The organism is Streptosporangium roseum DSM 43021 (genome assembly GCF_000024865.1).
Lineage (GTDB): Bacteria > Actinomycetota > Actinomycetes > Streptosporangiales > Streptosporangiaceae > Streptosporangium > Streptosporangium roseum.
The window spans coordinates 6,355,770-6,382,478 of the sequence record NC_013595.1 but is presented as its reverse complement, the minus strand read 5'-3'; the positions used below and the strand labels follow the sequence as shown (position 1 = coordinate 6,382,478).

21 protein-coding genes and 1 pseudogene are annotated in these 26,709 nt (G+C 72.1%); 10 read left to right on the top strand and 12 right to left on the bottom strand.

Annotated features, from left to right (window positions below; translation table 11 throughout):
* The first annotated feature begins 305 nt into the window (after positions 1-305).
* From lnt to SROS_RS28030, 3 genes are all read left to right on the top strand, one after another.
* Positions 306-1,949 (top strand): apolipoprotein N-acyltransferase, encoded by a 1,644-nt coding sequence (gene lnt / locus SROS_RS28040; protein WP_012892298.1) that lies wholly within the window; start codon positions 306-308, stop codon positions 1,947-1,949.
* Positions 1,949-2,692, top strand: a complete 744-nt coding sequence (locus SROS_RS28035) for a polyprenol monophosphomannose synthase (protein WP_012892297.1) — start codon at positions 1,949-1,951, stop codon at positions 2,690-2,692. The genes lnt and SROS_RS28035 overlap by 1 nt, the downstream gene beginning before the upstream one ends.
* Positions 2,693-2,761: 69 nt before the next feature.
* The gene (locus tag SROS_RS28030; RefSeq protein ID WP_245564300.1) at positions 2,762-3,310 is read left to right on the top strand and encodes an FxsA family protein; all 549 of its coding nucleotides are present in this window, start codon (positions 2,762-2,764) and stop codon (positions 3,308-3,310) included.
* Here the strand turns inward: SROS_RS28030 and SROS_RS28025 are convergent.
* On the bottom strand, positions 3,297-3,740 hold the full coding sequence (locus SROS_RS28025) for an SRPBCC family protein (RefSeq protein WP_043653115.1): 444 nt from the start codon (positions 3,738-3,740) through the stop codon (positions 3,297-3,299). The genes SROS_RS28030 and SROS_RS28025 overlap by 14 nt on opposite strands.
* Before the next feature lie 315 nt (positions 3,741-4,055).
* Between SROS_RS28025 and SROS_RS28020 the strand changes: the two genes are divergently transcribed.
* The 4 genes and pseudogenes from SROS_RS28020 to SROS_RS28005 all read left to right on the top strand — a co-directional run.
* Entirely contained in the window at positions 4,056-4,652 is a 597-nt protein-coding gene (locus SROS_RS28020; RefSeq protein WP_012892294.1) for a PadR family transcriptional regulator, read from the top strand.
* Entirely contained in the window at positions 4,649-5,875 is a 1,227-nt protein-coding gene (locus SROS_RS28015) for an FAD-dependent oxidoreductase (protein WP_012892293.1), read from the top strand. Before SROS_RS28020 ends, SROS_RS28015 begins: the two co-directional genes overlap by 4 nt.
* Before the next feature lie 227 nt (positions 5,876-6,102).
* On the top strand, positions 6,103-7,701 hold the full coding sequence (locus SROS_RS28010) for a multicopper oxidase family protein (protein WP_012892292.1): 1,599 nt from the start codon (positions 6,103-6,105) through the stop codon (positions 7,699-7,701).
* 155 nt (positions 7,702-7,856) lie between these two features.
* Positions 7,857-8,207, top strand: a pseudogene (locus tag SROS_RS28005) (transposase family protein); the annotation flags it as partial.
* A gap of 26 nt (positions 8,208-8,233) precedes the next feature.
* On the opposite strand, the gene SROS_RS28000 reads toward SROS_RS28005, so the two are convergent.
* Complete coding sequence (locus SROS_RS28000; RefSeq protein WP_012892291.1) at positions 8,234-9,073, bottom strand: NAD(P)H-binding protein; 840 nt, start codon at positions 9,071-9,073, stop codon at positions 8,234-8,236.
* A gap of 67 nt (positions 9,074-9,140) precedes the next feature.
* The gene (locus tag SROS_RS27995; RefSeq protein WP_012892290.1) at positions 9,141-10,592 is read right to left on the bottom strand and encodes an MFS transporter; all 1,452 of its coding nucleotides are present in this window, start codon (positions 10,590-10,592) and stop codon (positions 9,141-9,143) included.
* Between the two features lie 468 nt (positions 10,593-11,060).
* On the opposite strand from SROS_RS27995, the gene SROS_RS27990 reads away from it, so the two are divergent.
* Positions 11,061-11,555, top strand: coding sequence for a GNAT family N-acetyltransferase (locus SROS_RS27990; protein ID WP_012892289.1), 495 nt, complete (start codon positions 11,061-11,063; stop codon positions 11,553-11,555).
* Positions 11,556-11,700: 145 nt separating this feature from the next.
* On the opposite strand, the gene SROS_RS27985 is transcribed toward SROS_RS27990, so the two are convergent.
* From SROS_RS27985 to SROS_RS27975, 3 genes are all read right to left on the bottom strand, one after another.
* A complete protein-coding gene (locus tag SROS_RS27985) occupies positions 11,701-12,261 on the bottom strand; it encodes a snapalysin family zinc-dependent metalloprotease (RefSeq protein ID WP_012892288.1) in 561 nt (186 codons plus the stop codon).
* Positions 12,262-12,323: 62 nt separating this feature from the next.
* Complete coding sequence (locus SROS_RS27980; RefSeq protein WP_012892287.1) at positions 12,324-13,448, bottom strand: S1 family peptidase; 1,125 nt, start codon at positions 13,446-13,448, stop codon at positions 12,324-12,326.
* 329 nt (positions 13,449-13,777) lie between these two features.
* Complete coding sequence (locus SROS_RS27975; RefSeq protein ID WP_012892286.1) at positions 13,778-14,749, bottom strand: sporulation protein; 972 nt, start codon at positions 14,747-14,749, stop codon at positions 13,778-13,780.
* Positions 14,750-15,128: 379 nt separating this feature from the next.
* Between SROS_RS27975 and SROS_RS27970 the strand changes: the two genes are divergently transcribed.
* Positions 15,129-15,308 (top strand): hypothetical protein, encoded by a 180-nt coding sequence (locus SROS_RS27970; RefSeq protein ID WP_012892285.1) that lies wholly within the window; start codon positions 15,129-15,131, stop codon positions 15,306-15,308.
* A gap of 138 nt (positions 15,309-15,446) precedes the next feature.
* On the opposite strand, the gene SROS_RS27965 is transcribed toward SROS_RS27970, so the two are convergent.
* The 4 genes from SROS_RS27965 to SROS_RS27950 all read right to left on the bottom strand — a co-directional run bounded on the left by SROS_RS27965 (position 15,447) and on the right by SROS_RS27950 (position 20,991).
* Positions 15,447-16,415, bottom strand: coding sequence for an LLM class F420-dependent oxidoreductase (locus SROS_RS27965; RefSeq protein WP_012892284.1), 969 nt, complete (start codon positions 16,413-16,415; stop codon positions 15,447-15,449).
* Between the two features lie 256 nt (positions 16,416-16,671).
* Complete coding sequence (locus SROS_RS27960) at positions 16,672-17,463, bottom strand: SDR family NAD(P)-dependent oxidoreductase (protein ID WP_012892283.1); 792 nt, start codon at positions 17,461-17,463, stop codon at positions 16,672-16,674.
* A gap of 51 nt (positions 17,464-17,514) precedes the next feature.
* On the bottom strand, positions 17,515-20,322 hold the full coding sequence (locus tag SROS_RS27955) for an ATP-binding protein (RefSeq protein WP_245564299.1): 2,808 nt from the start codon (positions 20,320-20,322) through the stop codon (positions 17,515-17,517).
* Positions 20,323-20,751: 429 nt separating this feature from the next.
* Positions 20,752-20,991: a hypothetical protein gene (locus SROS_RS27950; RefSeq protein ID WP_012892281.1), complete on the bottom strand. Its 240-nt coding sequence runs from the start codon at positions 20,989-20,991 to the stop codon at positions 20,752-20,754.
* Positions 20,992-21,317: 326 nt separating this feature from the next.
* Between SROS_RS27950 and SROS_RS27945 the strand changes: the two genes are divergently transcribed.
* The gene (locus SROS_RS27945; protein WP_012892280.1) at positions 21,318-21,827 is read left to right on the top strand and encodes a DoxX family protein; all 510 of its coding nucleotides are present in this window, start codon (positions 21,318-21,320) and stop codon (positions 21,825-21,827) included.
* An 825-nt stretch (positions 21,828-22,652) separates the two neighbouring features.
* Here the strand turns inward: SROS_RS27945 and SROS_RS27940 are convergent.
* Positions 22,653-24,836: a M4 family metallopeptidase gene (locus SROS_RS27940; RefSeq protein ID WP_012892279.1), complete on the bottom strand. Its 2,184-nt coding sequence runs from the start codon at positions 24,834-24,836 to the stop codon at positions 22,653-22,655.
* 384 nt (positions 24,837-25,220) lie between these two features.
* Entirely contained in the window at positions 25,221-26,705 is a 1,485-nt protein-coding gene (locus SROS_RS27935; RefSeq protein ID WP_012892278.1) for an FAD-dependent monooxygenase, read from the bottom strand.
* Positions 26,706-26,709 lie beyond the last annotated feature (4 nt).

The following is a 26,709-nucleotide window of genomic DNA, read 5'->3' as shown; positions in this document are numbered from 1 at the left end:
GTAGACAACGGCAATCCGCGCTCGCCGCCGACGGGACGGAACCGGTCCGAAGGGTCGTCCGGGCCCTCTTCCCGCTCCCGTGCCGAGCATCGCAAGCGTCGGGGTGATCTCCAGGACAACCGTCCGCTCTGGGGGTCACCCCGTTGCCGCGTCCACGGCCCCCGCTTTTTGGGGTGCGCCCGGGTGAGCGGTACCGTTCGGGCTAGAAAGTCGGGCGAGAGAGCCGGGTCCCAGCGACCGGCCGGCGGACCGGGCTGGAAAGACCGGGCGTCACCGTCCGCACGACACCGCAAGGAGCCTCGCCCGTGGCGCAGGAGAAGACGGCCGCCCCGGCGCCGCGAGCGGCCGCCACGGACGGCCCCGCCGCCGGCCCGCCGCGCGAGCGGGCGGGCGCGGGCGCCACGCGCCGGGTGCTCGCCGGCCGGATCGCGGGCGCGGTCGCGGGCGGACTGCTGCTGTTCCTCTCCTTCCCCCCGCTGGGGCTGTGGTTCCTGGCGCCTCTCGGCCTGGCGCTCACCGTCCTGTCGGTGTACGGCTCGCGCCCCCGCCGCGCCCTGTGGCTCGGCCTGCTCACCGGCCTGGCCTTCCTGCTGCCCGCCCTGCACTGGGTCAGCCCGATCGGGGTGGACGCCTGGCTGGGCCTGGTGGCGCTGGAGAGCCTCTTTTACGCCGCCTGGGCCGCCGGCACCGCCCTGGCCGTCCGGCTGCCTCTGTGGCCGTTGTGGAGCGCCGCGCTCTGGGTGGCGATGGAGTGGGCCCGGGGGCAGTTCCCGTTCGGCGGATTCCCCTGGGCGCGGGTGGCCTTCAGCCAGGGGGAGTCGGTCTTCACCCCCTACGCCGCTCTCGGCGGCGCGCCGCTGGTGACCTTCGCGGTGGCCCTGTGCGGCGGCCTGATCGCGCTGCTGGCCCTCCGCCTCGCGGCCGCCCCCCGCTGGGACCGGGCGATCGCCCTGCCGCTCGCCGGGGCGCTGGCCGTACCGGCCGCGGCGTTCGCCGTCCCCCGCTTCGGCGACGAGGGCAGGACCGTGACCATCGGCGTCATCCAGGGCAACGTCCCGGGGCGGGGCATGAACCCCCTGGGGAACGAACCCGCGGTGGTTCTCAGGAACCACACCCGCATGCTCCACGAGATGGCGCAGGCCGTACGGGAGGGGCGGACCCCCCGGCCGGACCTGGTCGTGCTGCCGGAGAACTCCACCGACATCGACCCCTACCGCAGCGACTTCGCCCGCGGCGAGATCGACGCGGCGGTGAAGGACATCGGGGTGCCCGTCCTGGTCGGCGCCGTGGTCGGCATCGGGGAGAACAACCGCGCGACGCGCAGCCTGGTGTGGGACCCGGTCACCGGGCCCGGCGCCTACTACGACAAGCAGCAGCTCGTCCCGTTCGGCGAATACACCCCGCTCAAGGAGCTGGTGCTGGCCCTCTTCGAGCGGGCGGGCCTGGTGGGCAAGCAGTCGGTGTCCGGCACCCGCGACGGAGACCTGAAGGTGGGCCCGGTGACGGTCGGCGCGATCAACTGCTACGAGGTGGCCTTCGACGGCATCGTCGGCGACACCGCCCGGACCGGCGCCAGCCCGCTGGTGGTGCAGACCAACAACGCCACCTACGCGCTGACCAACCTGCCGGCCCAGCAGCTCGCCATGTCCCAGCTCCGCGCCGTCGAGCACAATCGGGCGGTGGTAACTTCCGCGATCACGGGTATATCCGCCTACGTGACCCCCGACGGCACGATCGCCTGGCGCACCGGAGAGCTCGTCCCCGCGGCGAACGTTCTGCGCGTTCCGGTCAGGACGGCCGAAACGGTCGCCACGCGCGTGGGCGCACTGCCCGAATGGGCCCTGATACTTGTGAGTGTGGGCGCGTTGGCCGTCGCCTGGCGGCGCGGGCCCCGTAACCTGGTGCACTCCGCGAACCAGGAAGGTGACCGGCAGGTGGGAGACGAATGATGGAGCGGATGCTTGGCCGAGTGCTCGTCATCGTCCCGACGTACAACGAGCGGGAGAACCTGCCGGCCATCGCCGAGCGGGTGCGTGCCGCGGTGCCCGAGGCGCACCTGCTGATCGCCGACGACAACAGCCCCGACGGCACCGGCGCGGTCGCCGACGAGCTGGCGGCCGGGGACGACCACGTCCACGTGCTGCACCGGCCGGGCAAGCAGGGCCTGGGCGCCGCCTACATCGCCGGCTTCCGCTGGGGGCTGGAGGAGGGCTTCGACGTCCTGGTGGAGATGGACGCCGACGGCTCCCACCAGCCCGAGGAGCTGCCCAAGCTGCTGGAGGCGCTGGCCGACGGGGCCGACCTGGTGATCGGCTCCCGGTGGGTGCCCGGCGGCAAGGTGGTCAACTGGCCCGGCTCGCGGGAGTTCCTCTCCCGCGGCGCCAACGTCTACACCCGGATGATGCTCGGCGTCCCGGTCCGCGACGCCACCGCCGGGTTCCGCGTCTACCGCGCCGGCACCCTGGAGAAGATCGGCCTGGACGACGTGGAGTCGCAGGGCTACTGCTTCCAGGTGGACCTGACCCTGCGCACGGTCCGGAACGGCCTGCGCGTCGCCGAGGTGCCGATCACGTTCGTGGACCGCACCGTCGGGGCCAGCAAGATGAACCGGGCCATCGTGGGGGAGGCGCTGTGGCGGGTCACCCTGTGGGGCTTCTCCGGCCTTCCCCAGCGCCTGCGCCGTCCGCGCTGAGCGGAAGCGGAACGCGGCGGCGATCCGGGGCGTTGTCACTGTCGTACGGCTGTCGCGTGAGTTGAGGAAATGATGCGCCTTCTGCTGGTCCTCGCCTTCCTGGCGGTTCCCGTCCTGGAGATCCTGGTGTTCGTCCAGGTCAATCAGGCCATCGGCGTATGGCCCGCGATCGCCCTGCTGGCCGCCGGCAGCCTCCTCGGTTCCTGGATCGTCCGCAGGGAGGGCCGCAAGGCCTGGCGGAAGCTTCAGGAGGCGGCACAGAGCGGCCGGATGCCCGAGCCGGGCGCCCCCGGCGGTGCCATGACCGTCGCGGGCGGGGTGCTGCTGATGATCCCGGGCTTCATCACCGACGTCGTCGGCCTGCTGTTCCTCCTGCCGTTCACCCGGCCGCTGATGCGTGGGCTCGGTGCCCGGTTCCTCGCCCGCCGGATCCGCACCCTCGCGGAGAAGACGGCCGGTCCCGGCCTCGGCTCGCCGTTCGGGGGCGCGGGCTCCCCCTTCCAGGCCATGCGCGACCAGCCCTCCGGCTCCGGGCCGGTCATCCACGGCGAGGTCATCCGGGACGAGCCGGGCCGGCCGGCCGCCCGCGACTCCAGCCGCGACCTCACCGACCGCTGAGCTCGGCCAGGCGGCGGAGCGAGAGCCGGAACAGTGCCGCGTTCGCCGGCCTGACCAGCGGCCAGCCGAGCCGTCCGATCGGGCCGAACGGCAGGTCGAGCTCCTCCTCCCAGACGATCGTGCTGCCGCCGCCCTCACGGGGCAGCACGCGGAAGACCCCGGTGCCGCGCACCAGCCGCCCGGTGTGCCGGACCGCCACGGTCGTGGGCGGATCCCACTCGGTGATCTCCATGGTGTCCAGGAACCCGACCGGCCCCACCCCGGTGAAGGCCGCCAGCCGGCTCCCGGGGCTCCGGCCGTCCCCGGCGGCGACGTGCGCGCGGGTCAGGACCATCCACTCGCCGTGACGCGGCCAGTCGGTCAGCACGGAGAACACCTGTTGCGGTCCGGCGGCGGCCTCGACCGAGACGCTGATGCGCGAGTGAGTCACCTTCCGATCCTTCCGCGCGGCCGGTAGCCCCGAAACCACCTCCCCGCCGCCTCCCCGCTTCCCCGCCGCCGGCCCGGCGCCCTCCCGGTGGCCGTACGGCGCGGCCGATGACGAGCCGGTGGGCATGGACCTCCCGCGAGCCGTGGTTCCGCCCGCCACTTCCGCCCGCCTGTGGCGACGGCGTTTCGCCGGTCCCCCGGGGGCGTGGTGCAAGATCATGATCACGCCGCCGTGGCGGCCGACGTGCTGACTATATAGTTGACACTGACTAGAAATTGTTTAATAGTTGGAACTGACTAAAGAGATGGGGGCGTCGTGGAGAAGCGACGCAAGGTGACCAACCCACTGGCGCTGGCGGTGCTCGCCGAACTGCTGGTGGAGTCGATGCATCCGTATGAGATGGGGCGGCGGCTCAAGGACAACGGCAAGGACCGCAGCTTCAAATACAACCGGGGCTCGCTCTACATGGTGGTGGAGCAACTGAGGAAGGCCGGCTTCATCATCGAGCAGGAGACCGTGCGTGACACCCAGCGGCCGGAGCGCACGGTCTACGCGCTCACCGACGAGGGCCGGCATGAGTTCTACGACTGGATGCGCGAGCTGGTCGCGCAGCCGCGGCATGAGTACCCGCAGTTCGGGGTCGCCCTGTCGTTGCTGAGCGTGCTCTCTCCGGCCGATTCGGTCGAGTTGCTCACCCAGAGATCGGCGGCGTTGAGCGAGGAGGCCGACGAGATCCGCACCGTCGTGCAGTCAGCCCTCGACGACGGGGTCCGCTGGGTGTTCCTGGTCGAGGACGAATACCGGCTCACGGTGCTGGAGGCGGAGCGCCGCTTCGTCACGGGCCTCATCGAGTCGCTCAAGCAGCCGGACTACATCCGGGCATGGCAGGAGATATTCGGGAGCCAGACATGACAGCAGTCAAGACAGCACTGGTCATCGGCGGTGGAATCGCCGGGCCGGTCACGGCACTGGCGTTACGGAAGGCGGGCATCGAGGCGACCGTCTACGAGGCGTACGCGATCACCGCCGACGGCGTCGGCGGCCAGCTCACGATCGCTCCGAACGGCCTCGCCGCGCTGGACGTCGTCGGCGCGGGCGACGCTGTGCGGGCCATCGGCCTGCCGATGAACCGCACCATCATGACCGACGGCAAGGGCAAGCGGATGGGGGAGTTCCCCGGCCTGACCGGCCTGCCCCCCAGCCGGGCCCTGTGGCGCCCGGACCTCTACCGCGTCCTGCACGACCACGCCCTGGCCCAGGGCGTCCCCATCGAGTACGGCAAGCGGCTGGTCGGGGTGGAGGAGTCGCCGACCGGCATCACCGCGCGCTTCGCCGACGGCACCACCGCCACCGGGGACGTGCTCGTCGGCGCCGACGGCATCCGCTCCACGGTCCGCGACCTGATCGACCCGGCCGCGCCCGCCCCCGACCACGTCCCCCTGTTGAACTTCGGCGCCGCGGCGGATATCGCGGTGCCCTCGGTATCCGACGCGGCCTACTTCTCCTTCGGGAAGAAGGCGTTCCTCGGTTACTGGTCGCAGCCCGACGGCACCACCGCGTGGTTCGGCAACGTCCCGCACAAGGAGCCGATGTCGATCGCCCAGGCCCGTCAGACGCCGGCGGCCGAGTGGCTCAAGCGGCTGCGGGAGATCTTCGCCGACGACGTGCCCGGCCGGGAGCTGCTCCAGCGCACCAGTGTCGACCAGCTGGTCGTGCTGGGGTCGCTGGAGATCATGCCGAAGGTGCCGCACTGGTATCGCGACCGGATGGTGCTGGTGGGCGACTCGGTGCACGCGCCCTCCTCCAGTTCGGGGCAGGGGGCGTCGCTGGCGATGGAGAGCGCGATCCAGCTGGCGCGCTGCCTGCGGGACCTGCCCGATGTGGCGAGCGCGTTCGCCGCCTATGAGGGGCTGCGCCGGGAGCGGGTGGAGAAGGTGGCCTGGCGGGCGTCCAAGACCAACAACAGCAAGGCGCTGGGGCCGGTGGCGATCGCGATGATGGGGTTGATGATGCCGCTGGCGATGAAGACCTTCCTCAATCCGGAGAAGACGCTGGGGGCCGAGCAGCGTTACCGGATCGACTGGCAGGCGCCGGTCACGGCGGGTCTCTCGCGCCCGGCGGGCAGCCGCGGATAGGCCCGCGCCGCCCCCCTCACAGAGGGGGGCGGCGCGGGTTCCGCCGGGTCGCGGGCGCCGCCGTGCGGGGTCCGGGCCGGTGGAGAGGGGGCCGGTCCCGCGCGCACCCGCGCGCCGGGGCCGGACCGGCGGATCACGCCCCCAGGGGGACCGCCGATCTGCGACGACATCACTGAGGGCGGCTGGTGGCAGCCGTCCCGCCAACGGGCCCGATGAGGACGAGAACATTGACCGAACCGTCTGAGGATCCGGGGGAGCCGGCGGGATCGCCTCCTGCCGCGCCGCCCGCCGGGACCACGCCGCGACGGGGACTCACCCGGCGGCGCCTGCTCAAGGCCGGGCTGATCGGGGTGCCGGTGGTGGCCGCGATCAGCGCGGGTGGGGCGGCATGGCTGTGGACCACCGCCGACGTCAACACCGCCGGCAGGGTCCGGTTCGTCAACCGCCTGGCCATCCCGCCACTGGCCACCGGCCGCCGCGACGGGTCCGGGCGCCGGGTGTTCGAGCTGCGCGCCGGCGCCGGAAACCGGCGGCTGCGGCCCGGCCGGCCGACTCCGACGTGGGGGTTCGACGACGGCCACCTCGGGCCGACGCTGCGCGCCGCCCGGGGGGAGACGGTCGTGGTCAACGTGCGCAACGAGCTGGCCGAGGCGACCACCGTGCACTGGCACGGCATGCACCTGCCCGCCGTGATGGACGGCGGACCGCACCAGCCGATCCGCCCCGGCGCGACCTGGTCTCCGACCTGGAGGCTCGACCAGCCCGCCGCCACGCTCTGGTACCACCCCCACCCGCACGGCCGGACCGGGCAGCACGTCTACCGCGGCATGGCCGGACTGTTCATCGTCGACGACCCCGCGGCCGGATCGCCGGACCTGCCCGGCCGGTACGGGGTCGACGACATCCCGGTCATCGTGCAGGACAAGAACTTCGGCGACGACAACCGGTTCGACGAGAGCACCCCGCTGATCGGCGGTGTCGGGATCCTCGGCGACACCCTCCTGGTCAACGGCACGCTCGCGCCGTACCACGACGTCACCGCCGAGCGGACGCGGCTGCGGCTGCTCAACGCCTCCAACGCGCGCACCTACGGGTTCGGCCTCTCCGACGGGCGGCCGTTCGCGCTCATCGGCACCGACGGCGGCCTGCTGCCCGCGCCGCACGTCACCGACCGGGTCCGGCTCTCCCCCGGAGAGCGCGCCGAGATCGTGGTGACCATGCGGCCGGACGAGCGGGTGGTGCTGCGGAGCTACCCGCCCGACCTCGGCGCCGACTTCTGGACCTCCCGCGTCACCGGCGGCGACGACACGATGGACGTTCTCGAACTGCGCGCCGCCGGCAGCCTGTCGCCGTCCCCCGCCCTGCCCGGCACCCTCGCGGAAACGCCCGCGCTCGGCGCGGCGGGCGACCGGGTCGACCGCGGGTTCGAGCTGTCCGGTTTCGAGATCAACGGCAGGACGATGGACATGAGCCGGATCGACTTCGGGGTCGGCAGGGACACCACCGAGATCTGGGAGATCACCAACTTCGACGTCCTTCCCCACAACTTCCACGTGCACGGCACCCAGTTCCAGGTCCTGTCGGTGAACGGCGCCGCCCCGCCTCCCGAGCTGGGCGGCTGGAAGGACACGATCTACACCCCGCGGGAGACGCCGATACGCATCGCCGTCCGCTTCGGCGGCCACGCGGATCCGGACACCCCCTACATGTTCCACTGCCATCTCCTCTTCCACGAGGACCTGGGCATGATGGGCCAGTTCGTCGTCACCGAGCCCGGCGTGCTCCCCGGCAGGCCCGTCATGCCCCACGACGCCGGCCACGGCTGACGACGTCCGTCCCACCCCGGCCACGGTCCCGTTCGCGTCGATCACCGTGGCGCCGGCGGTCAGCACCTGTCCGGCATCGGCGCTGATGTCGCGGATCGGGCACCGAGCTGCTCGGTGACGTCCTTGAGCGCAGGGGGGAACGTGCCCGGATCGGTAAGCGGCTGCGCGCAGCGCTTCCGCTGATCAAGCGGGTGATCCGGATGTTGGCCACCGATACCGACTTCTGGCTGGACACGGTGTGGGTCACCGACTCCACGCCGGTGCCCTGCGGGATGTCACGCCCGACCGTGCGGCGCTCAGAGGTGGCGGGCTGGGTCGGCTACGGCTACCGCGCCTCCCACTCCCGGTTCTTCTGGGGGCTGCGCCTGTATCTGGTCTGCACCCCGACGGGTATGCCGATCATGTGGGCGCCGGCCAACCCGAAGATCGGTGAACGCGAGGTGCCGGCCGCGGTGCTGGAGGTCGACGCCGACCTCATCGCCGCACGCCAGGGCGTCCTGCTCATCCACTGACCTACTTCGGAACTCCTCGTCTAGCTCCTGAAGTCGCCGGCGTGGTCCTCGGCCCACAGCGCGAAGCCGCGGGCCGGGTGACCGGTCAGCTCTTCGACCGTCCGGGTGGTCTCGGCGAGTGAGCCGTCGTTGGACCGCCACCAGTCGAGAAGCGCGTCCGCGAAGTCCGCGGGGATGTAGTCCGCCATCTCCGCTTTCCACCTCTCGCGGCTTACCTCGTTGACCGTGACGGATCGGCCCGTCGCACGGGCGATGTGGCCGATTTGCTCCCGGAAGGTGACGGACTCCGGCCCGGTAAGGGTGTACCTTCCGCCGCTCAGCCGGGGATCGGTGAGTACGGCGAGCGCCGCCTCGGCGATGTCCGCCTCATGGATGGGGTCGGTGTGGGAGTCGGGATAGGGAAGGTTCACCGCGCCGGTGGATCTGATGGCCCAGGACCACTGCAGCGCGTTGCTCGCGAAGGAGCCCGGCCGCAGGAACGTCGACTCGATCGGCGAGGCCGCCAGGGCCCGCTCGACCTCCAGGTGCGACCGGGCGATGAGGTCGTCGTCGGCGGCCGGGTTGAGCACCGCGCTGGTCGACAGCAGCACGATGTGCCCGACCCCCGCAGCGGCGGCCTGCTCGACGAACGGGACGATGTGCGACGGCTCGGCGTAGAGGAAGACCGAGGTGACGTCCTTGAGCGCAGTGGGGAACGTGCCCGGATCGGTGAGGTCGCACGTCACCGCCGGTACGCCCGCGGGGAGGTCGAGTCCGCCGGGGGCTCTGGACGCGGCCCGTACGTCGAGGCCCCGGCTCCGCAGGAGGGCGAGGAGGCTCCTGCCGACGCCGCCACGGCTTCCGGTTACGAGAATGGTCATGTCGGATCTCTCTTTCGATGGCCGGTCGCGGCGCGACGGCCGGCTGCCGGGATGGGACAAAGCACTACTAGTGGTCCTGGGACGGGGCCTGGCGCGGCAGGAACCGGACGAGACCGCAGCAGGCGAGGATGATCGCGGCGACGGCGGCGAGGCTGTGGACCACGGCCCGGGTCTCGCCGCCGGTGGCGAGGGTCCTGAAGTAGAGGGTGGTGACCACGGCCGCGCCGATGGCGTTGGCCAGCTGCTGGACCGCGCTGAGCGAGCCGCCGGCGCTGCCCGCCTCTTCCGGGGCGATGTCGCCGATGGTGACGTCGTAGACGGTCCCGAAGCAGGTCCCCATGCCCAGTCCGATGATCAGGGCCGGTGGCAGGAGGGCCCAGGCGCTCGCCGAGGTCCCGGCCGTCAGGACGAGGACGAGCAGCCAGCCGGTGCCCGCCAGGGTGACGACCAGGCCGATCAGCACGAGGTCGCGTCCGAGTCCGCCGATGAGCCGGTGGCAGGCGACGGAGGCGATGACGATGCCCGCCGCGATCGGGGCCAGCCCGAGCGCCGCCTTCATGGGGGTGTAACCGAGGCCGTTCTGCATGAAGAGGGACAGGACGTAGAGCAGACCGGCCACGGCGGCGAAGAAGGCGACGCCGAGGACGAGGCCCGAGGTGAATCCCCGGTTCCTCAGCAGCGACGGTTCGATCAGCGGACTCGCGGCTGTCAGCTGGCGCCGGCAGAACAGGCCGGAGAAGATGGCGCCGCCGATGACGGACAGGATCGGGACGGGTGTCCAGCCGTGGGCGGACCCGTCGATCAGGCCGAAGAGCAGCCCGAGCATGGCCGCGGCCAGCAGGCCGGAGCCGATGCCGTCGACGGAGGTGCTCCTGTTGCCGGCGTCCTTCGGCAGCAGCCTCGCCGCGGCGAGGATCGCGATGCCGCCGAGCACGAGGTTGATCAGGAACATGGAGCGCCAGCCGAGTCCGAGCAGGTCGGCGTCGATGAGGGCTCCGGCCAGGATGGGGCCGCCGACGGCGGAGATTCCCATGGCCGGGGCGAAGGCGCTGAAGGCCCTGCCGATCTGGTCGCGCGGGAAGACGGAACCGAGGATGCCGAAGCCCTGGGGGATCAGCAGGGCGCCGAAGGCTCCCTGGGCGAGCCGGGCGATGATGATCGATCCGGGGTCGAAGGCCAGGCCGCAGGCGGTCGAGGCGAGGGTGAAGCCGGTGATCCCGATGAGGAAGAGGCGCCGGCGACCGTATCTGTCGCCGAGCCGCCCGCCGACCACGAGGAGGACGCCGAGGGCGAGGGCGTAGCCGGCTCCCAGCCACTGGATGAGGGCCTCGCCCCCGTGGAGGTCCGCGGCGATGGTGGGGGCGGCGATGTTGGTGATCGTCGCGTCGAGAAGGTCCAGGACGTCGGCGCTGAGGATGACGGCGAGGATGGCCCACCGTTTTCGGGGGGAGACCGCCTCCGGTTCTGCCGGGGAGGCCGGCTCCGCGGCCGTGGCGGTGGAGTGGGCAGGCGTGGACAAGGGCGTCGCTCTTTTCGGGAGTGAGTCCGGGCGGGAGCTCAGGCGAGAGGGGGCGGGCCGCGGAGAACGCGGTCGCAACACATATATTGTGTGACGCAGATATTGCGTCACGCAGATAAATGTGGGGCACGGGGGTCTCGGTGTCAAGCCGGACCCCGAGGACGCCCGAGCTGGAGGCCGGTTGACGGGAAAATCCAATTTTCCTACCTTTTAAATTGGTATTTTGGGTGAGGGTATCCGGCCCCGAGGGTGCGGTGGCGTGCCGTACGACGTGGGGATCATCGGTCACGGGTTCAGGCCCGCCCCCGCTTGCGGAGACCACGCGGCGGGGCTGCTCGCCGGCGACGGCGTCGATCCCCGGCCGGGCGGCCTTCGCGCCCTCCGGGTTCGAGGCGGGGGCGGAGCCGGCCGCGAGGTTCGGTGCTGCCAGGATTCTCGGATAGCCGCAACCGGAGACAGGGGGTTCGCATGACCGCATCGGCGGAGAGGGCCGGCGTGATCGTCGTCAGGTCCGTCGGCTGGGACGACACCGCGGCCGTCGCGCTGCGCGAGGCGATGGGGGAGGAGATGGGCGCCCGCTACGCCGACCGGCTCGCCTCGAAGCCGGACTACCTGCCGCGCGGCATGAACGTCGAGCCGGAGTCCGTCGCCTACACCGGGGTCGCCTACGCCGGAGCGGTGCCGGTCGGGCACGTCGCCCTGCGCCGGCTCGGCGCGGACCTGGAGCTCAAGCGGATGTTCGTGGCCCCCTCCCACCGGGGCACGGGCGTGGCGCGCGCGTTGCTGGCCGCGGTCGAGGACGCCGCCCGCGCGCTCGGCGGATCACGGATCATCCTGCAGACCGGAGACCGCCAGCCGGACGCCGTGAGGGTCTACGAGCGGGAGGGGTACGCTCCCATCCCGCGCTTCCCTCCCTACGAGCGGCTCGAAGGCTCCCACTGCTTCGAGAAGTTCCTGGCCTGAGCCGCCGCGGCACGCCGAGCCCCTCCCGCAGGGCCCGCGTGCGGACCTTCCGGAAGGGGCTCGATGCCGCCGGCCTCCCGCGAGGGGAGAGGGGGGTGGGGCCCGTCCGGCCCGGCCGCGCCGGATCGGACGGGCTCGCCGGCGCTTACGGCAGGGCGGCCTCGGGGCTGTCGACGTAGATCTCGCCGAAGTCGAGGGTCGGGGCGAAGCCGGCGAAGTACCGCTCGACTTCGGCCTTCTCGGCCGCGTTCGGGTAGGGGTTGGTGCAGGTCGTGCCCGCGCTGGCGCCGGACATCAGGTCCGTGCACCGGCCGGTGCGACGGTCGGGCAGTCCCAGGATGTGGCCGATCTCGTGGGCGGAGATGCGCAGCGGGTTGTGCCCCTGGGCGGTCGCCTGCCTGCCGATCCACACGGTCCCGCGGCCCAGGCTGGTGGGCTGGGCGCGGGGCCAGCCGTTGTCGGCCAGCACCACGAAGTCCGCCGGGCTGCCGGCCACCAGGCGCACGTTGGTCACGCTGGAGTTCCAGATCTGTGCCGCCTGGTCCACGACGGAGCGGAACTCGGCTGCCCGGCTGGCGTCGTACCGGAGCACGCGAACCGCGGCCGCTCCCTGCTTGCCGGTCCCGTCAGCCTGGGCGGGAGACGCCGTCGCCAGGAAGGCGAGCCCCAGGATGAAGGCGATGCTGAAACGGATGATCCTTGACATCTCTGTCAGGCCTCCTCGGCCGTTGGGGGGTGCTCGTCAAGACGAGGTGCTGAGGAGGGCGATCAGCCGACGGTCAGGGTCAGCCCGTAGACGGACAGGGGCTCGTTGACCGGCTGGTGGTAGGTCGTGCCGCCCGAGGTGCAGTTGCCGGAGCCGCCCGAGGTCGTGCCCTGGGCCTGGCTGCCGGAGATGAACGACCCGCCGGAGTCGCCCGGCTGGGCGCACGCGCTGGTGCGGGTCAGGCCGCTGACCGTGCCCTGCGGGTAGGTCACGCTGGCGTTGTGCTGCTGGATGGTGCCGCAGCGCCAGCCGGTGGTGGAGCCGGAGCGGCAGATGGAGGAGCCGACCACGGCCTGCGTGGACCCGCGGACGATGACGTTGGCGCCGCCGGACCCCTTCACCCACGGCCTGGGGGTGTTGCCGGGGGCGGCCACCCACGCGTAGTCGTTACCGGGGAAGGAGGAGCCCTGGAAGGTGCCGGTCGGGTTGGTGGTCGTGGCGCCCCTCCTGCCGCAGTGGCCCGCGGTGACGAAGCCCGGCGTGCTCCCCTTGGTCACGGAGAAGCCGATGCTGCAGCGGCTGGAGCCGATGTAGAAGGGGTTGCCGCCGATGATGTCGATGAAGGGCTGGGGCCGTTCGGCGGTCACCGCCACCCGGACCGCGTCCTTGTCGACGCCGGCGGCGGCGATGAGGGCTTCGCCTCCGGCCTGCTGGGCGGCCTGGACGACGACGCTGTTGGTGGGCAGGTCGACGTACCACAGGGACGCGCCGGCCTTGGCCCGGGCCGGAGCCTGGTCGAGCCGGTCCTTGACCGCGTTGAGCTGCTCCAGGGTCCGGCTGACGATCACGGGCTGGGCGCCCTGGGCCCTGATGGCGTCGGCCGTGGTGGCGTCGCTGGTGCCGACGAGGAGCTGGGAGGCGTCGCCGTTGAGCCAGGCGCCGGCGTACTTGCCGCCGAGCGTGCCGCTCAGGGTGGACTCCGTGGCCATGGCGCGTTCCTCGTTGGCCAGCCGCGCCACGGCCTGCTCGGCGGTGAGGCCGAGGTCGCGCTGGAGGGCGTCGACGATCACGGGCGACGGCGGCTTGGGGGAGAGGGGGGCGGGTGCTGCGGTGGCGGGTGTCACGCTGGCGGCCAGGTACAGGGCCACTGTGGCGGCTCCGGCCAGGAGGGGGCCTCGACTGAACATGCGCACTCCTTGTGAGGGGTGCTGTCAAAATATTTGGCCGCGCCCTGCTGGGGGATGTAGCAAAAAGCACCTATCGCGGTGTTATGGGCTTTTGGCCGACCGGGTCTGCCTGGCCGTCACCAGGGGCGGCATCCCGGCGGAGTCCGCGACGGAGGCGGTGGGTCCGGCTCAGGACCTCTCCCGTGAGGGCTCTCCCGCGAAGGTCCGGGCGGGCTCCTCCCCGCGTCGGGGTCCCCGCGCCTCGGTGACCGCCTTGTCGCGGCGTGCTCGCCCCGCTGACCATCGGCCCGGGGCGGGCCGCTCCCGCCGGGGAGCGGCCCGCCCGGACATCACTCCTCTTCCTCGTCGCCCTCGAAGAAGTCGCCGATCTCGTCGATCGCCTCGGCGGCCACGAACCCGCCGACCATCCCCGCGGCTCCGGCCGCCACGACCGCGCCCATGCCGGGCCCGCCGCGGTGACCGTGGTGCTCGTGGTGACCGTGGTGGCCGTCGTCGTGCCCGCCGTAGGAGGCGCCGTAGGAGGCGCCGTGGTGCTGTCCGGCCAGACCGTCCAGCCAGCCGGTGATCTCGGCGGCCCAGTCCATCTGGAGGGCCTGCTCGTGGGTCACCTGGAAACGCCCGAAGGAGTCGTGTCCGGAACCGTGCCCGCCGCGCTTGTCGGCCTCCAGGATGACGTCCAGCCTGCCGGCGTCGGCCACGAAGGTCAGCTCGACCTCGTTGATCCGGCCCGAGTACTGGGCGGGCGGGTAGAACTCGATCTCCTGGTAGAACGGCAGCCGCTGCTGCACGCCGTACAGGTGGCCGGTTTCCAGGTCGGCGCTCTTGAAGTGGAAGCCGAGCCGGGAGAAGGCCACCAGCACGGCCTCCTGTGAGGGCAGGGCCGCGACGGAGAAGGGGTCGAGGTCGCCCTTGTCGACCGCCTTGGCGATCGCCAGCTCGGTGCGCACACCCATGGCCATGCCGTTCAGCGGCTGCCCCTGCACCTCGGTGAGCGGCGTCTCCCAGGGCACCGGCACCTGGAACGGGACGGTGCGCTCCTCGCCGACACCCAGCTTGAACGGGCCGGAGACCTCGGTGCGGAAGAACTCCCCGAGACCGGTGTGCTCGCCCTCGCTGTGCTCGGTCTCGATCCTGGTGACCAGCCCCAGGGTGATGTGCTCGATCTCCGCCTCGAAGTCGCCCCCCTTGATCCGGACCTCTCCGGTGAGGGACCCGCCGGGCGAGACGCGCGACACGGCCAGGACGGTGTCCACCGAGGGACCTCCGACGCCGAAGGCTCCCAGCAGCCGTTTGAAGACCACGGATACCTCTCTTCTCCTGTTGTGATGACGTAACTGTTGTGATGACGTAACCGAAACGGCGAACGAGTGATCGTCGCCGGTGGTTCCCGAGATCACGCAGTTGAGAGCTTTTCCGGGGCCGCTCGCCCCGCATTCGGGACATAAATGTCGATCTCTGACAGTGATCAACCGGGACAGCGTCAAATCATTGGTTCTGGGCAGCCGGAACTCGCGGAGATAGATTGCTGCATCGCACGGGCGGCCGATCGGCCGGTCACTGTCCGCCGTCGCCTCGACTCCGGTCTCCCGGAGTTGGAGCGTTCCGTCCCGTGTGCCGCCGGCCTGCCGTCCGCACACGCCGGTACGTCACCGCTCGCATGCCACAGGAGGACACGCGCTCATGACTCACGACCCCGCCGCCGACGATGGATCCGGGCGGGGAGAGGAAGGTCCGGCGTCGCTGCCGCGCCGCAGCGACGCGCTCCGGTGCCCGCACACCGAGACCGGCCGCCGCTGTGTTCTCCCGGCCTGCCACGAGCTGGAGCACGTCTATCCGCACCAGCAGGCCGCCGTCCTGTGATCAAGGGCGGCCGTAGCCCGGGACCACGGAGGACCGCCGCCCTGTGTTCGGGGGCGGCCGTGGCCTGGAGACCCGCGCGAGGCGGCGGCCGCCGGCGGCGTCACCCCGCCGGCGAGGCCGTGACCGGGCGGGAACCGCCTACGGGAGGCGCCGCAGCGCGGGCAGGAGCTCCTTCTCCGACCAGTCGAAGAACTCCCGCTGGTGCTCGTGACCGATCTGGACCAGGGCGACATGGGTGAATCCGGCCTCGGTGTACTTGCGCACCGCTTCCACGACCGCCTCCACGTCGGGACCGCACGGCACCTTCTCCGCGACGTCCTCCGGGCGTACCGTCTCGGCGCAGGCGGCGAAGTTGACCGGGGCGGGCAGCTCGGCCATGACCTTCCAGCCCGCCGCGGACCAGCGCCACAGCCGGTGTGCCCGCTCCAGGGCCGCCTTGGGGTCGGGGTCGTAGCAGACGGGAAGCTGGCCGTAGACGGGCTTGCCCTCGCCGCCGGAGGCGGCGAAACGCCTGACCAGCTCGCCGTCCGGGTCGGTCGCCACCAGGCCGTCGCCGTACTCGGCGGCGATGTCCCCCGAGCTGCCGCCGGAGGCGGCGATCGCCAGGGGCACCGGCCGCTCCGGCAGGTCGAACAGCTTGGCCGAGTCGACATCGAAGAACTCGCCCCGGTAGGTCGTGTAGCCGCCCTCGAACAGCTCCTTGATGATCTCGATCGCCTCGCGGAACATCTCGTGCCGGGTGTTGACCGGCGGCCAGCCGTGGCCGATCACGTGCTCGTTGAGGTTCTCCCCGGAGCCCAGCCCCAGCGTGAACCGGCCCTCCGTCAGAGCCCCCATCGTGGCGGCCTTCTGGGCCACGACCGCGGGGTGGTAGCGCATGATCGGGCAGGTCACGTAGGTCATCAGCGGCAGTCGCTCGGTGGCGTGCGCGGCCGCGCCGAGCACCGACCAGGCATACGGCGAATGCCCCATCTCCTCAAGCCACGGGAAGTAGTGGTCGGAGATGACCGCGTAGTCGAAGCCGATCCGCTCCGCGGTGGCGACGTCGTCCACCAGCTGTCGCGCCGGTGTCTGCTCACACATCATCGTGTAACCGATCTCAGCCATGCCTTCCCCCTACCCAGCCCCCTCCGCGTCTCGACGAGGACCGGGGAAACTTGGCCTTCTCTGTCGCATCCATGTACACGGCCTGGGAGAACGGGCCGGAACGCGATCATCCGGATCATTTCCCGGCGGCGCACCCAGGCTTGCGGCGGCCGGACCGCCTGCCGGCGGGGCGGCGGCCTGCGCGTGCCGGGAGGGTGTACGGCCCGGCTCCCGCCACGCCGTACCGCGGGAAGGCCGGACCGGCCCGCCTCCGCGGCTAAGGGATGATCATGGGTATCAGGCCGCCGTCGACCCGCAGGGTGGCGCCGGTGGTGGCCGAGGACGCGTCCGAACCGACGTAGTGGACCAGGCCGGCGACCTCCTCGGGCCGGATCAGCCGCCTCAGGAGCGAGGTGGGACGCTCCTCGGCGATGAAGCGCGCCTCGGCCTCCGCGAAGGGCAGGTCCGCCCCGACCCGGTCGGCGATGAACGTCTCGACGCCGGGGGTGAGCGTGGGACCGGGCAGCACGGTGTTGACGGTGACACCGCTGCCCGCGACCGTCTGCGCCAGGCCGCGCGACACGGAGATCTGCGCGGTCTTGGTCATCCCGTAGTGCACCATCTCGGTGGGGATCATCAGTGAGGACTCGCTGCTGATGAAGATCACCCGGCCCCAGCCGCGCCGCACCATGCCCGGGATGTAGTGACGGGCGAGGCGCACCCCGCTGAGGACGTTGACCTCGAAATAGTGGTGCCACTCCTCATCGGTGATCTCCATGAAGGGGGTGGCGCCGAAGATGCCGAGGTTGTTCACCAGCACGTCCACCTCCGGCACGGCGTCGAAAACGGTCCGCGCGCCTTCGGCGGTGCCCAGGTCGGCGGCCACCGGCAGCAGCCCGTCGTGACCGGTGGCGGAGCGGATCCGCCCGGCCGCCGCCTCGGTCCGCTCCTGGTCGCGGCCGTTGACCACGACCGTCGCGCCGTCGCGGGCGAACGCGGTGGCGATCGCCTCGCCGATACCGGAAGTCGAACCGCTGACCAGCACGGTCCGTTTGGTCGTCTCGTTCATGACCCGGTGTCTTCCCTGGTCAGCCGGGCCGACACGTCGCAGGGCGGCGGCTCATCCCGGGGCGGCGCCCCCGGCGTCCCCGAACTCCGGACCGGCCCCGACCAGCCGGGCCAGCTCGGTGCGGGTGGTGATGCCGAGCTTCGGATAGACCTTGTAGAGGTGATACTCGACGGTGCGCGGGCTGAGGAACAGCCGGGCCGCCACGTCCCGGTTGGAGGCGCCCTCGGCGACGAGCCGGGCGATCCGCAGCTCCTGCGGGGTCAGGACGTTCAGGGCCGCCGGGCCGGGCCGGGCCGCGCTCTCTCCGGCGGCGCGCAGCTCGCTGTGCGCCCGCTCCGCCCACGGCTCGGCGCCGAGCCGCTGGAACGCCTCCAGGGCGGACCGCAGGGGCTGTCGCGCCTCGCCGGTCCGGTGGGTACGGCGGAGCCGCTCGCCGTACAGCAGCGCCGTCCGGGCCTGCTCGAAAGGGGCGGGCCCGCCCTCGGCGTGCAGGCGCAGCGCCTCCTCGTACAGCGGGACGGCTCGCTCGCCGTCCTCGAGCAGCGCGCGGCACCGGGCCAGCAGGGCCCGCGACGCCGGGGTCCCGGCGTTCACCGACCACTGTTCGAGGGAGGCCACCGTGGCGCGGGCCGCGTCGTGGTCACCGCACGCGACCGCCGCCTCGACCCGGTCCGGGGTCGACCTCCAGACGACCGTGGGGTGCCCGGCCCCGGGCCCCGCGGTGGTGAGCGCGGAGAAACGCGCGTGGGCCGCGGCGAACCGCCCCATCCCCAGGTCGAGCAGTCCCAGCGCGTAGGACGCCGTGCCCGCGCGCAGGCCGATCCGGTGGGGGATGGCGATGGCCAGCGCTTCCTGGGCGTACTCGCGGCAGGCGTCCTCCTGGCCGCGCACGGCCGCGACCGCCGCGAGGTTCGCCAGATGCGCGGCGGCGGAGTTGGTGTAGCCCGCCTCGCGGGCGAGCGTCAGGCCCTCTTCGGCGATCGCGGCGCTGATGCCGAGCCGGCCGTTGATCCGCTCGGCCGTCGAGACGAACTCCAGCACCACCGGGAGCTGGCCGACCAGCCCGGAGACCCTGGCGGCCCGGCCGGCCCGGACGCCGAACCCCGCCGCCACGTCCACCTCGCCCAGGTAGCTCGCCGCCGCGGAGGCCCACAGCAGCTCGGACGCGCCGGACAGCTCGTCCGCCCGGAGCAGTGCCCGCCGCAGCGTCTGCCCGCCCCGGCGGGCGTCCCCGGCGAGCATCGCGCCGATCCCGATCAGCATCGCCCGCAGGAAGGAGTCGTCCCCGCGGGGAAGCGCCTCCGCCCGCCGGCCGATGTCGACGATGGCCGCGACGTCCCCGACGTAGGAGGCGGCCTCGGAGGCGTCGGCCAGCATCTCCAGAGCCCTGCCCGGATCCGCGCCGCACACCCGGTCGGCGCCTTCGAGGAAGACCCGCTGGGCTTCGGCCGCGTCTCCGCCGTTCAGCTCGAAACGTCCCCGTAGCTGGGTGAGCTCGGCGACCAGGAGAGGCTCCCTGGCCAGTTCGCGCGCCCCGGCCAGGCAGGTCTCCGCCTGGCCGGGACGCCCGCCGAGCCACGCCGCGGTGGCCGCGTCGGTGAGCCGCCGCGCCCGGACGGCGCGATCCGGGGTGAGGTCCGCCGACCGGGCCAGCGCGACGGCAGCGTCGGCGTACCCGCCCCGCGCCCGCGCCCGCTCGGCCGACGCGGCGAGCTCGGCGGCGACGCCCTCGTCCTGGCCCACCGAGGCGGCGGCCCGGTGCCAGGCCCGCCTGTCGGCGTCCTCCGCCCCGTCCAGCAGCTCGGCGAGCGCGGTGTGGACCAGGCGCCGCTGCACGGAGCTCGACCGCGCGTACACCGCGGACCGGACCAGGGGGTGCCGGAACCGGATCGAGGCACCCTCCACGCCGACGAGCCCGGCGGCCTCGACCGGATGCAGCTCCGCCGGGTCCACCCCCAGCCGGCCGGCCGCGCGCAGGATCAACCCCAGGTCGCCGAGGCCCTCCACCGCCGCGATGAGCGCTATCAGCCGGCCTGCCTCGGGAAGCCGCTCCACCTGGTCGCCGAAGATCTGCCCGATGCCCGCTCCCACGGGCAGGGGGTCCGGCAGCGGGGTCCGGCCCGCGAGCTGATCCGGCGTGAGCAGCCCGGCCACCTCGCGCAGAGCCAGGGGATTACCCCCGGTCAGCGCCACGAGCCGGTCGCCGACCTCCTGGGCCGGCGGCACCGCCGACCGGGAGGCGAGCAGCTCCGCCGCGCTCCGCGAGTCGAGGCCCGTCAGGCGGAGGTCCGGGACACCGCGCAGGTGCGCCCCGGCGTCACCGCGTACGGCGATCAGCATCCCCACCCCCTCGGTCCGCAGGCGACGGGCCGCGAACAGCAGGGCGTCCGCGGAGGCCTGATCGATCCACTGGAAGTCGTCGATCAGGCAGAGCAGCCCGTCCGGCACCGCCGCCTCGGCGAGCAGGGACAGCACACCCGCCGAAACGAGGAAACGGTCGTCGGTGCCGGAGGAGGCCAGGCCGAGCGCTCCGCGGACGGCGTCGCGCTGCGGGCCGGGCAGGAGGTCCAGCAGCCCGGCCTCCGAGCGCAGCAGCTGGTGGAGCGCGCCGAAGGCCAGCCCGGTCTCCGGCTCGGTGCCCGTCGCCCGCAGCACCCGCATCGGAGCGCTGCCGGCGGCGGCGAGATCCAGCAGTGCCGACTTGCCGACACCCGGCTCGCCGCGCAGGACGAGGGCCTGGCCGGCACCTGCCCGCGCGGCGGCCACGAGCTCGCCGATCGCGGCACGCTCGGTCACCCGCCCGTGCAACATGAGGCGGTCATCCCGCTGCCGGGCCTTCTCCGGAGTCTTCTCGCGCACCTCGATGAGCTCAGGGATTCCCGTGCCCGAGGAGCACCGTGACCCCTTCGCCGCCGGACCCGACGAGCTCGCCCCCTCTCGTTTCCGGGCCAGACTTTACCTTCCCCGTCCCCATGGCCCGTGTCGGATGCGACGTCAGGAGCCATAAGGGGAGTCGATGAAATCAGCGGTTCACCTGAAGTGATGACTTCATTACTGGTAGACACTTCGGTGGTGGGTGCGGCCGCCTGAGGGGGAGCCGGGTTCACGCAGGAGGGCGGGGAGTCTCCGGTCATCGGCGCGCGCTGGTCGAAGGCTTCCCGTCCCCCGCGCCCGCTCCCCGGATCCGAGCGGGTGAACCGGCTGTTCTCCCCCAGGGCAAGGTCCCGGGAGATCCGGTGGTCCCCGCCTGGTGAAGGCCGCCTCAGGTCGTCAAGGGCTGTGCCTCCTTCAGGCGATCTTCGGTGCCGCCCGCATGCCGAAACAGACGTAAGGCGTGCCGTCCGGAAGCGTCCCGAACACCAGTGGCAGCCACGGCGCGCTGACGGGGCCGAGGCCCGGCATCGCGAGCACCGTGTCGGACACCGCCACCAGGTCGGCCTCGATCGGCGGTGAGTAATCGGCCATCGCGCCGGTCAGCTGCCACCGCAGACGCGGCACTCCGTCCCGCTCGCCGATCGTGATGCGCACGCCTTCGCGTTCTGATCTTCGTGTTTGGCGTGTTCGGTGCAGGCCGGCTGGAGTCCACGAGCTGACCGTTGCGGTAGGCGGACGAGCCCCAGCGCCTCGGCGACTCCGCAGTGGCGATCCTCATCCATCACTTGAACGAGCTTTCCGGTCGCCCTGAGAGACTCCGCCCGTTCCTGTCGCTCCGGCCTGCCCGACAGCCCTGACCGCCGCCGGGCGGAGGCGGCTGAAGACGGTTTTCGGCGTACCCGGTGTTGCCCGCTCCCCGGAGAGTGGATAGTGTGACTATCCAGTAACTAGATAGTGCAACTATCCATGGGTGGAAGATCATGTTTGACATCGTCATCGTTCTCGCGGGCGCCCTGCTGGGCTTCCGCCTGCTGGGCGCGCTCGGCGTCGGCCGGTTCGCCACCTGGCAGGTCAGTGCGGCACACGCGATGGCGGTCATGCTCGTCATGACGGCCAGTGCGCATTTTGTCCCCGCGAGTGTCGAGATCATGCCCAGTCACGCCGACCTGGTGGGGATGGTGCCGCCCTTCGTGCCGTACCCCGACGTCATGGTCTACGCGACCGGAGTGCTGGAATTGCTCGGCGCCGCGGGGCTCGTCCTGGCCGCGACTCGGCGGGCCGCCGCGATCTGCCTCGCGCTGCTCTTCGTGCTGCTGCTTCCGGCCAACATCTACGCCGCGGTCGCCGATGTGCCGTTCAACGGCGACGAGGCGACGCCGTTGTGGGTGAGGATTCCGGAGCAGCTGCTGTACATCGCCGTCGTGCTCTGGGTGGCCAGGCGGGTCCCCGACGGGTCCACTCGTGTCATGCGCCGGGAATTCGCCGGCTGAGTCCGGAGCGGCCGGACGGCGCTGCGAGAGGCGCGACGGCGATGCCCGGAGATCCGCGGGGCGGGACGACGCGACCGGCCCCGGCCCGCTCTCCCCGCCGCCACGGCCCCCGCGCGGATGCTTGAATCCCAAAGACCGGGGCGACCCTCCGGTCACCTGTCGGCCGGTATGTTCCGGGGCGTTCCCCCGGGCCGCGGGTCCGGCGTGTGGAAGCCCGGCGAGAAGGTCCGGGCGCATGCTGTCGGATCCGGCGGTCATCGGGCCGCGCGAGTCTCGCCGGCATCCGGAGTCCCGCTCCGGACCGGCACCGCCGAGCGCCGGGAACGTCCGTCGGCGGGTATTGCAGAGCCATATGAGCGTTTTGTGAGGAGTACCCAAGAAGGCGTTCCTGGCCGGTGGTGATCCAACGGCGAGAGCGCCTGCGTCGGCCCCTCTATTTAAATGCGATAAATAACGTCTTTATTACGCTTTGGCGGCAGTTCTCGTTAGATATGGATTAATGTCGGTGGGGAAACGTGAATTGGCCGGCAGGCCTTCCGGATAACGCGGAGCCGTAGGTGAAAGGCTCCGTCGTGCTCGCCGCGGCCCTGGCGGACAGGCGGTCGCGGGACCACAGGCTCCTGCCCCCGTGACATCGACGCCATCGCCGTACAGCTCGGACGGCTTGAGGTCGCGGGCGTCCCGGTGCTGTGGCGGCCGTCGCGCGAGACCCCCGGCGGGACCGCAAGCCGGTGGGACGGCGTCCCGGCCGGGCGGCGCCGGGTGTGGGGCAGGCCCCGGCTCCAGGTGCGGAGCCGGGGCCTGTGGAGCAGCGGTTATCTCGTGTTACGGGGCGTTGTAGCCCAGGGTGTAGGTGCCGCTGCCGCTGTAGGCGTAGACGCGGTAGCGGTAGAAGCCGGCGGTGCCGTTGTAGCTGAAGGACTCATCCGGGTTGGCCGAGGTGCCGCTGGCCACGGTCGACCAGGTGCCCAAGCTGTTCCGCTTCTGCAGGTACAGGTCGAAGTCGGTGCCGTTCGGGCCGTCCAGGCAGGCCGCGTGCGTTCCCGACGTGGTGGTCTGGAAGCCGGCCGTGCCCGGCTGGTAGACACTGGATCCCGAGGAGAGGGTGCCGGTGTAGGTGTGCTGCCTGCCGGCGCACGGACCGGTGCCGCCGACGTTCAGGGTGAACGTGGCCGTCCTGTCGACGCTGGTCCCGTCACCTGTGACGATCACGTTGTACGTGCCGGTCGCGGTGCCCGCCGGGACCGTGATCGCCAGGGTGGAGGAGGCGCCGGAGGTCACCGACGGCGGGGTGAAGGAGGCGGTCGCGCCCGAGGGCAGGCCGGACGCCGAGAACGTCACGCTCTGCGCGGTGCCCGAGGTCGTCTGCGTGCCGACCGTCGTGGTCGCCTGCTGGCCGGGCTGCACACTCGCCGACGTCGGGTTGAGCGTCAGGGAGAAGTCGGGGCCCGTCGAGCACGCGGTGGGCTCGTTCGAAGCGGCGGGGACGCTGACCGCGGTCCAGGCCGCCTTGGTCGCGTTGAACTCGGTGCAGGAGCCGGGGAACAGCTGGATCGCCGCCTCCAGCGAGGCCTTGCGGACGAGCGAGTGGGTCCAGGTCGTGGTCTTGCGCAGCAGCGCGCCCATGAAGATCTGGCCGGCCTTCTGGATGCCGAGGCCGGTGAGGGTGGAGCCGTTGCAGGTCGGGCTGACCGGCTGGCCGTCGGTCGGGTTCGTGCCCTGGGCGAGCAGGTAGAACCAGTGGTTCTGGACGCCCGCCCCCGCGTGCACCTCCAGGTTCGGCACCGAGGCGGAGTAGCAGTCGGGGTGGCCGGAGATCTGCGACGGCTTGTGCATGTAGCGGATCGGCCCGCTGCCGACCAGGTTGACCTCCTCGCCCACGCTGAAGTCCGGCGGGTCGTACTGGGCCGGCTCGTTGGCGTAGTACTCGGTCAGCGCGCCGAAGATGTCACCGGTGGACTCGTTGAGCCCGCCCTTCTCGTTGCTGCCGGTCGAGCCGCCGGGCGTGGTCTGGAAGATGGCGTGGCCGTACTCGTGGGCCACCACGTCCATCGGGGTCGCCTGGCGCTGGCTGTCCTGGGAGCGGCCGAAGTTGGTGTAGCTGCCGTTCCAGTAGGCGTTGACGTCGGACAGGCCGACCCTGGCGGGGAAGCCGCCGCCGGTGCCGTTGAACCCGTTGCGGCCGAGCCAGGTGCTCAGCATGTCCCATTCCTTGCCCGCGGCGTGGAGGGCGTCCACGCAGGCGGTCTCCAGGTCGGTGCCCGAGCCGTTGCCCCAGGTGTCGTCGGGGCCGGTGTAGGCGCTGCCGTTCTGGCCGCCGCAGCGGACGCCGGTGCGGGTCGGGTCGGTCATGGAGTACGGCGAGCCGGACGTGGTGCCGATGGTGACCGGGCCGTTGTAGTAGCCCGTCCCCTGACCGGCCATGACCTCGTCCGACTTCTCGGCGACCTCGCCGGTCAGCGCGTCGACGAAGACGTGCATCTTGCTCTCGCGGCCCTTGTTCGTGCCGCTGACGACCACCTCGTAGGCGAGCCGCCCGGAGCCCTGGGCCATCACCGACAGCTTGGGCGTGGAGACCTCGGCGGCGTCGGTGATCTCGGCCTTGGCGATCTCCGCGGCCTTCTGTGCCTCCACCTTCGGGGTGGTCCCGACGTTCAGAGCCTCGGTCTGGGCGACCGACGTGCTCAGCACGCCACCGGTGGAGTTGGTGACGACGACGAAGTCGCCGCCGTAGACGGGCAGGCCGGCGTAGGTACGGGTGTAGGAGACGTAGTTGAGTCCCCCCTTGCCCGACATGGCGCTGCGGCGCAGGAACTGGTCCCTGGCCGAGGCCTGCAGGACGGCGGGCTCGGCTTCGACCAGGCGGTCGGCCGCCTGGGCGGGGGAGTCGGGAGGGGCGATCGACGGGGCTAGGACGGTCAGTCCGGCGGCTCCCGCCGATGCGGTGGACAGTGCCACGACCATGCTTGTCGCCGTGGCCACTAGCGCAAACGCGACAGAGCGTTTCACGCAGTACTCCTTCTGCTGAGCGACGGCCACGAGTTCTTTTGGGAGGTAGCCGTGGTCCGTCGAATTGCCTGGATGCGAACCTCGTCAGCGTGTTCACACATGCCGCGCGCTGGCGATGGTGAACGGCCGGGCGGAGAGGCTCACGGGTAATAGTGGGACTGAGAGGCATTTGACGCCTTCCAGGCGGAGTCGTCAATATTTAGGTCAATAATGTGAAATTCACAGTTTGGCGGTCAATTGTAGGATTTATGAAAATGCCTGTTCAGTACGGCGGCGGCCACTCCGGACGGGGGCCGCTCCAGCGGACGGAGGGTCCGCCGGCGGACCCGGGGCGTTCCACCGCGGCCCCGCCCCGCCGGGCCGCCGGGCCCCGCCCGGCGGCCGTCACGCGGGGGGCGACCCCGCCCAGCGGGTCAGGGCGGTGACCAGCGAGGCGGTCTCACCCGCGGAGCCGGCCCAGCAGACGTAGCCGTCCGGGCGCACCAGTACGGCCTCCGCGCCGAGCTCACCGGTGTTCGAGGCGACCAGGTGGCCGACCCGGGCGGACCAGGGGCGGGCGACCTCGGCGAAGGCGGTCCCGTCCGCGGCCGACAGCAGCAGGGCACGGCCGTCGCGCAGCAGCCGTCCCACCCGCTCCGGCCTGCCGGTCGTCCGCAGGTCGAGGTCGGGCACGCGCCGCCCCAGCAGCGGGTGCGGGTCGCCCGGCAGGTCGTAGCGGATGTCGAGGCCGGAGATCATGCCCGCGACGTGCCGGTTGCCCTCCGGCAGCCGCAGGAGCTCGGCGACGATGCCGCGCAGGGCGAGGTTCTCCTCGTCGGGGACGAGGAGGACGGCCTGGGCGCGGGTGTTGGCCAGGACCCGCGCCGCCACCGGGTGCCGCTCGGCGTGGTAGGTGTCGAGCAGCCCCTCCGGCGCCCAGCCGTTGATCTCCGCGGCGAGCTTCCACCCCAGGTTGAAGGCGTCCTGCAGGCCGAGGTTGAGCCCCTGGCCGCCCATGGGCGAGTGGATGTGGGCGGCGTCCCCGGCGAGCAGGACCCGCCCGTGCCGGTAGCTCTCGACCTGGCGGGAGGCGTCGGTGAACCGGGAGGCCCATCGGATCCCGGTGAGCTTCACCCCCGGCCCGGCGGCGTTGAGCAGTGCCCGGCCGACCTCGTCCTCGCCGATCGGGGTGTCGCGGGGGAGGTCCTGCTGCTCGGGGCCGTAGAACAGGAAGCGGTGCACCCCCTCGCCGATCGGGGCCAGGTAGCCCCGGCCGGCCTTGCTCGGCGTCATGACCGGCAGGTGCCACGTCGCGGGCACGGCGCCGTCCGGGTCGGCGAGGGTGATGTCGGCGACCACCGAGGACAGGCGTCCGTCCAGGCCGGGAAAGTCGATCTCCAGCAGGCCGCGGACGGTGCTGCGCCCCCCGTCGCAGCCGGCCAGGTAGCGGCCGCGCAGCCGTACCGGGCCCGCCGGGCCCCGAAGCGTCGCCGTGACACCGCCGGGATCCTGTGCCAGCGCCGTCAGCTCGTGGCCCCGCAGCACCTGGACCCCCAGCGCGCCGAGCCGCTCCTCCAGCACCGCCTCGACGCGTGTCTGCGGGATACCGATCATGTAGGGGTGGCGGGTGTCCCAGACGTCGAGGTCCAGCCGCAGCCCGGCGAAGTGCCCGCCGGGCACCCGCTGGATCGCCCGGTCCATGAGCGGCTCCAGGAGCCCGCGCAGGTCCAGCACCTCCGCCGAGCGCGGCTGCAGGCCGAGTGCCTTGGACTGGCCGCCGCGCTCCGGCAGCCTCTCCACCACGACCGCGCGCACCCCGGCCAGGGCGAGTTCGCCGGCGAGCATGAGTCCGGTCGGCCCGGCGCCGGCGACGATCACATCGACGTTCAACGTG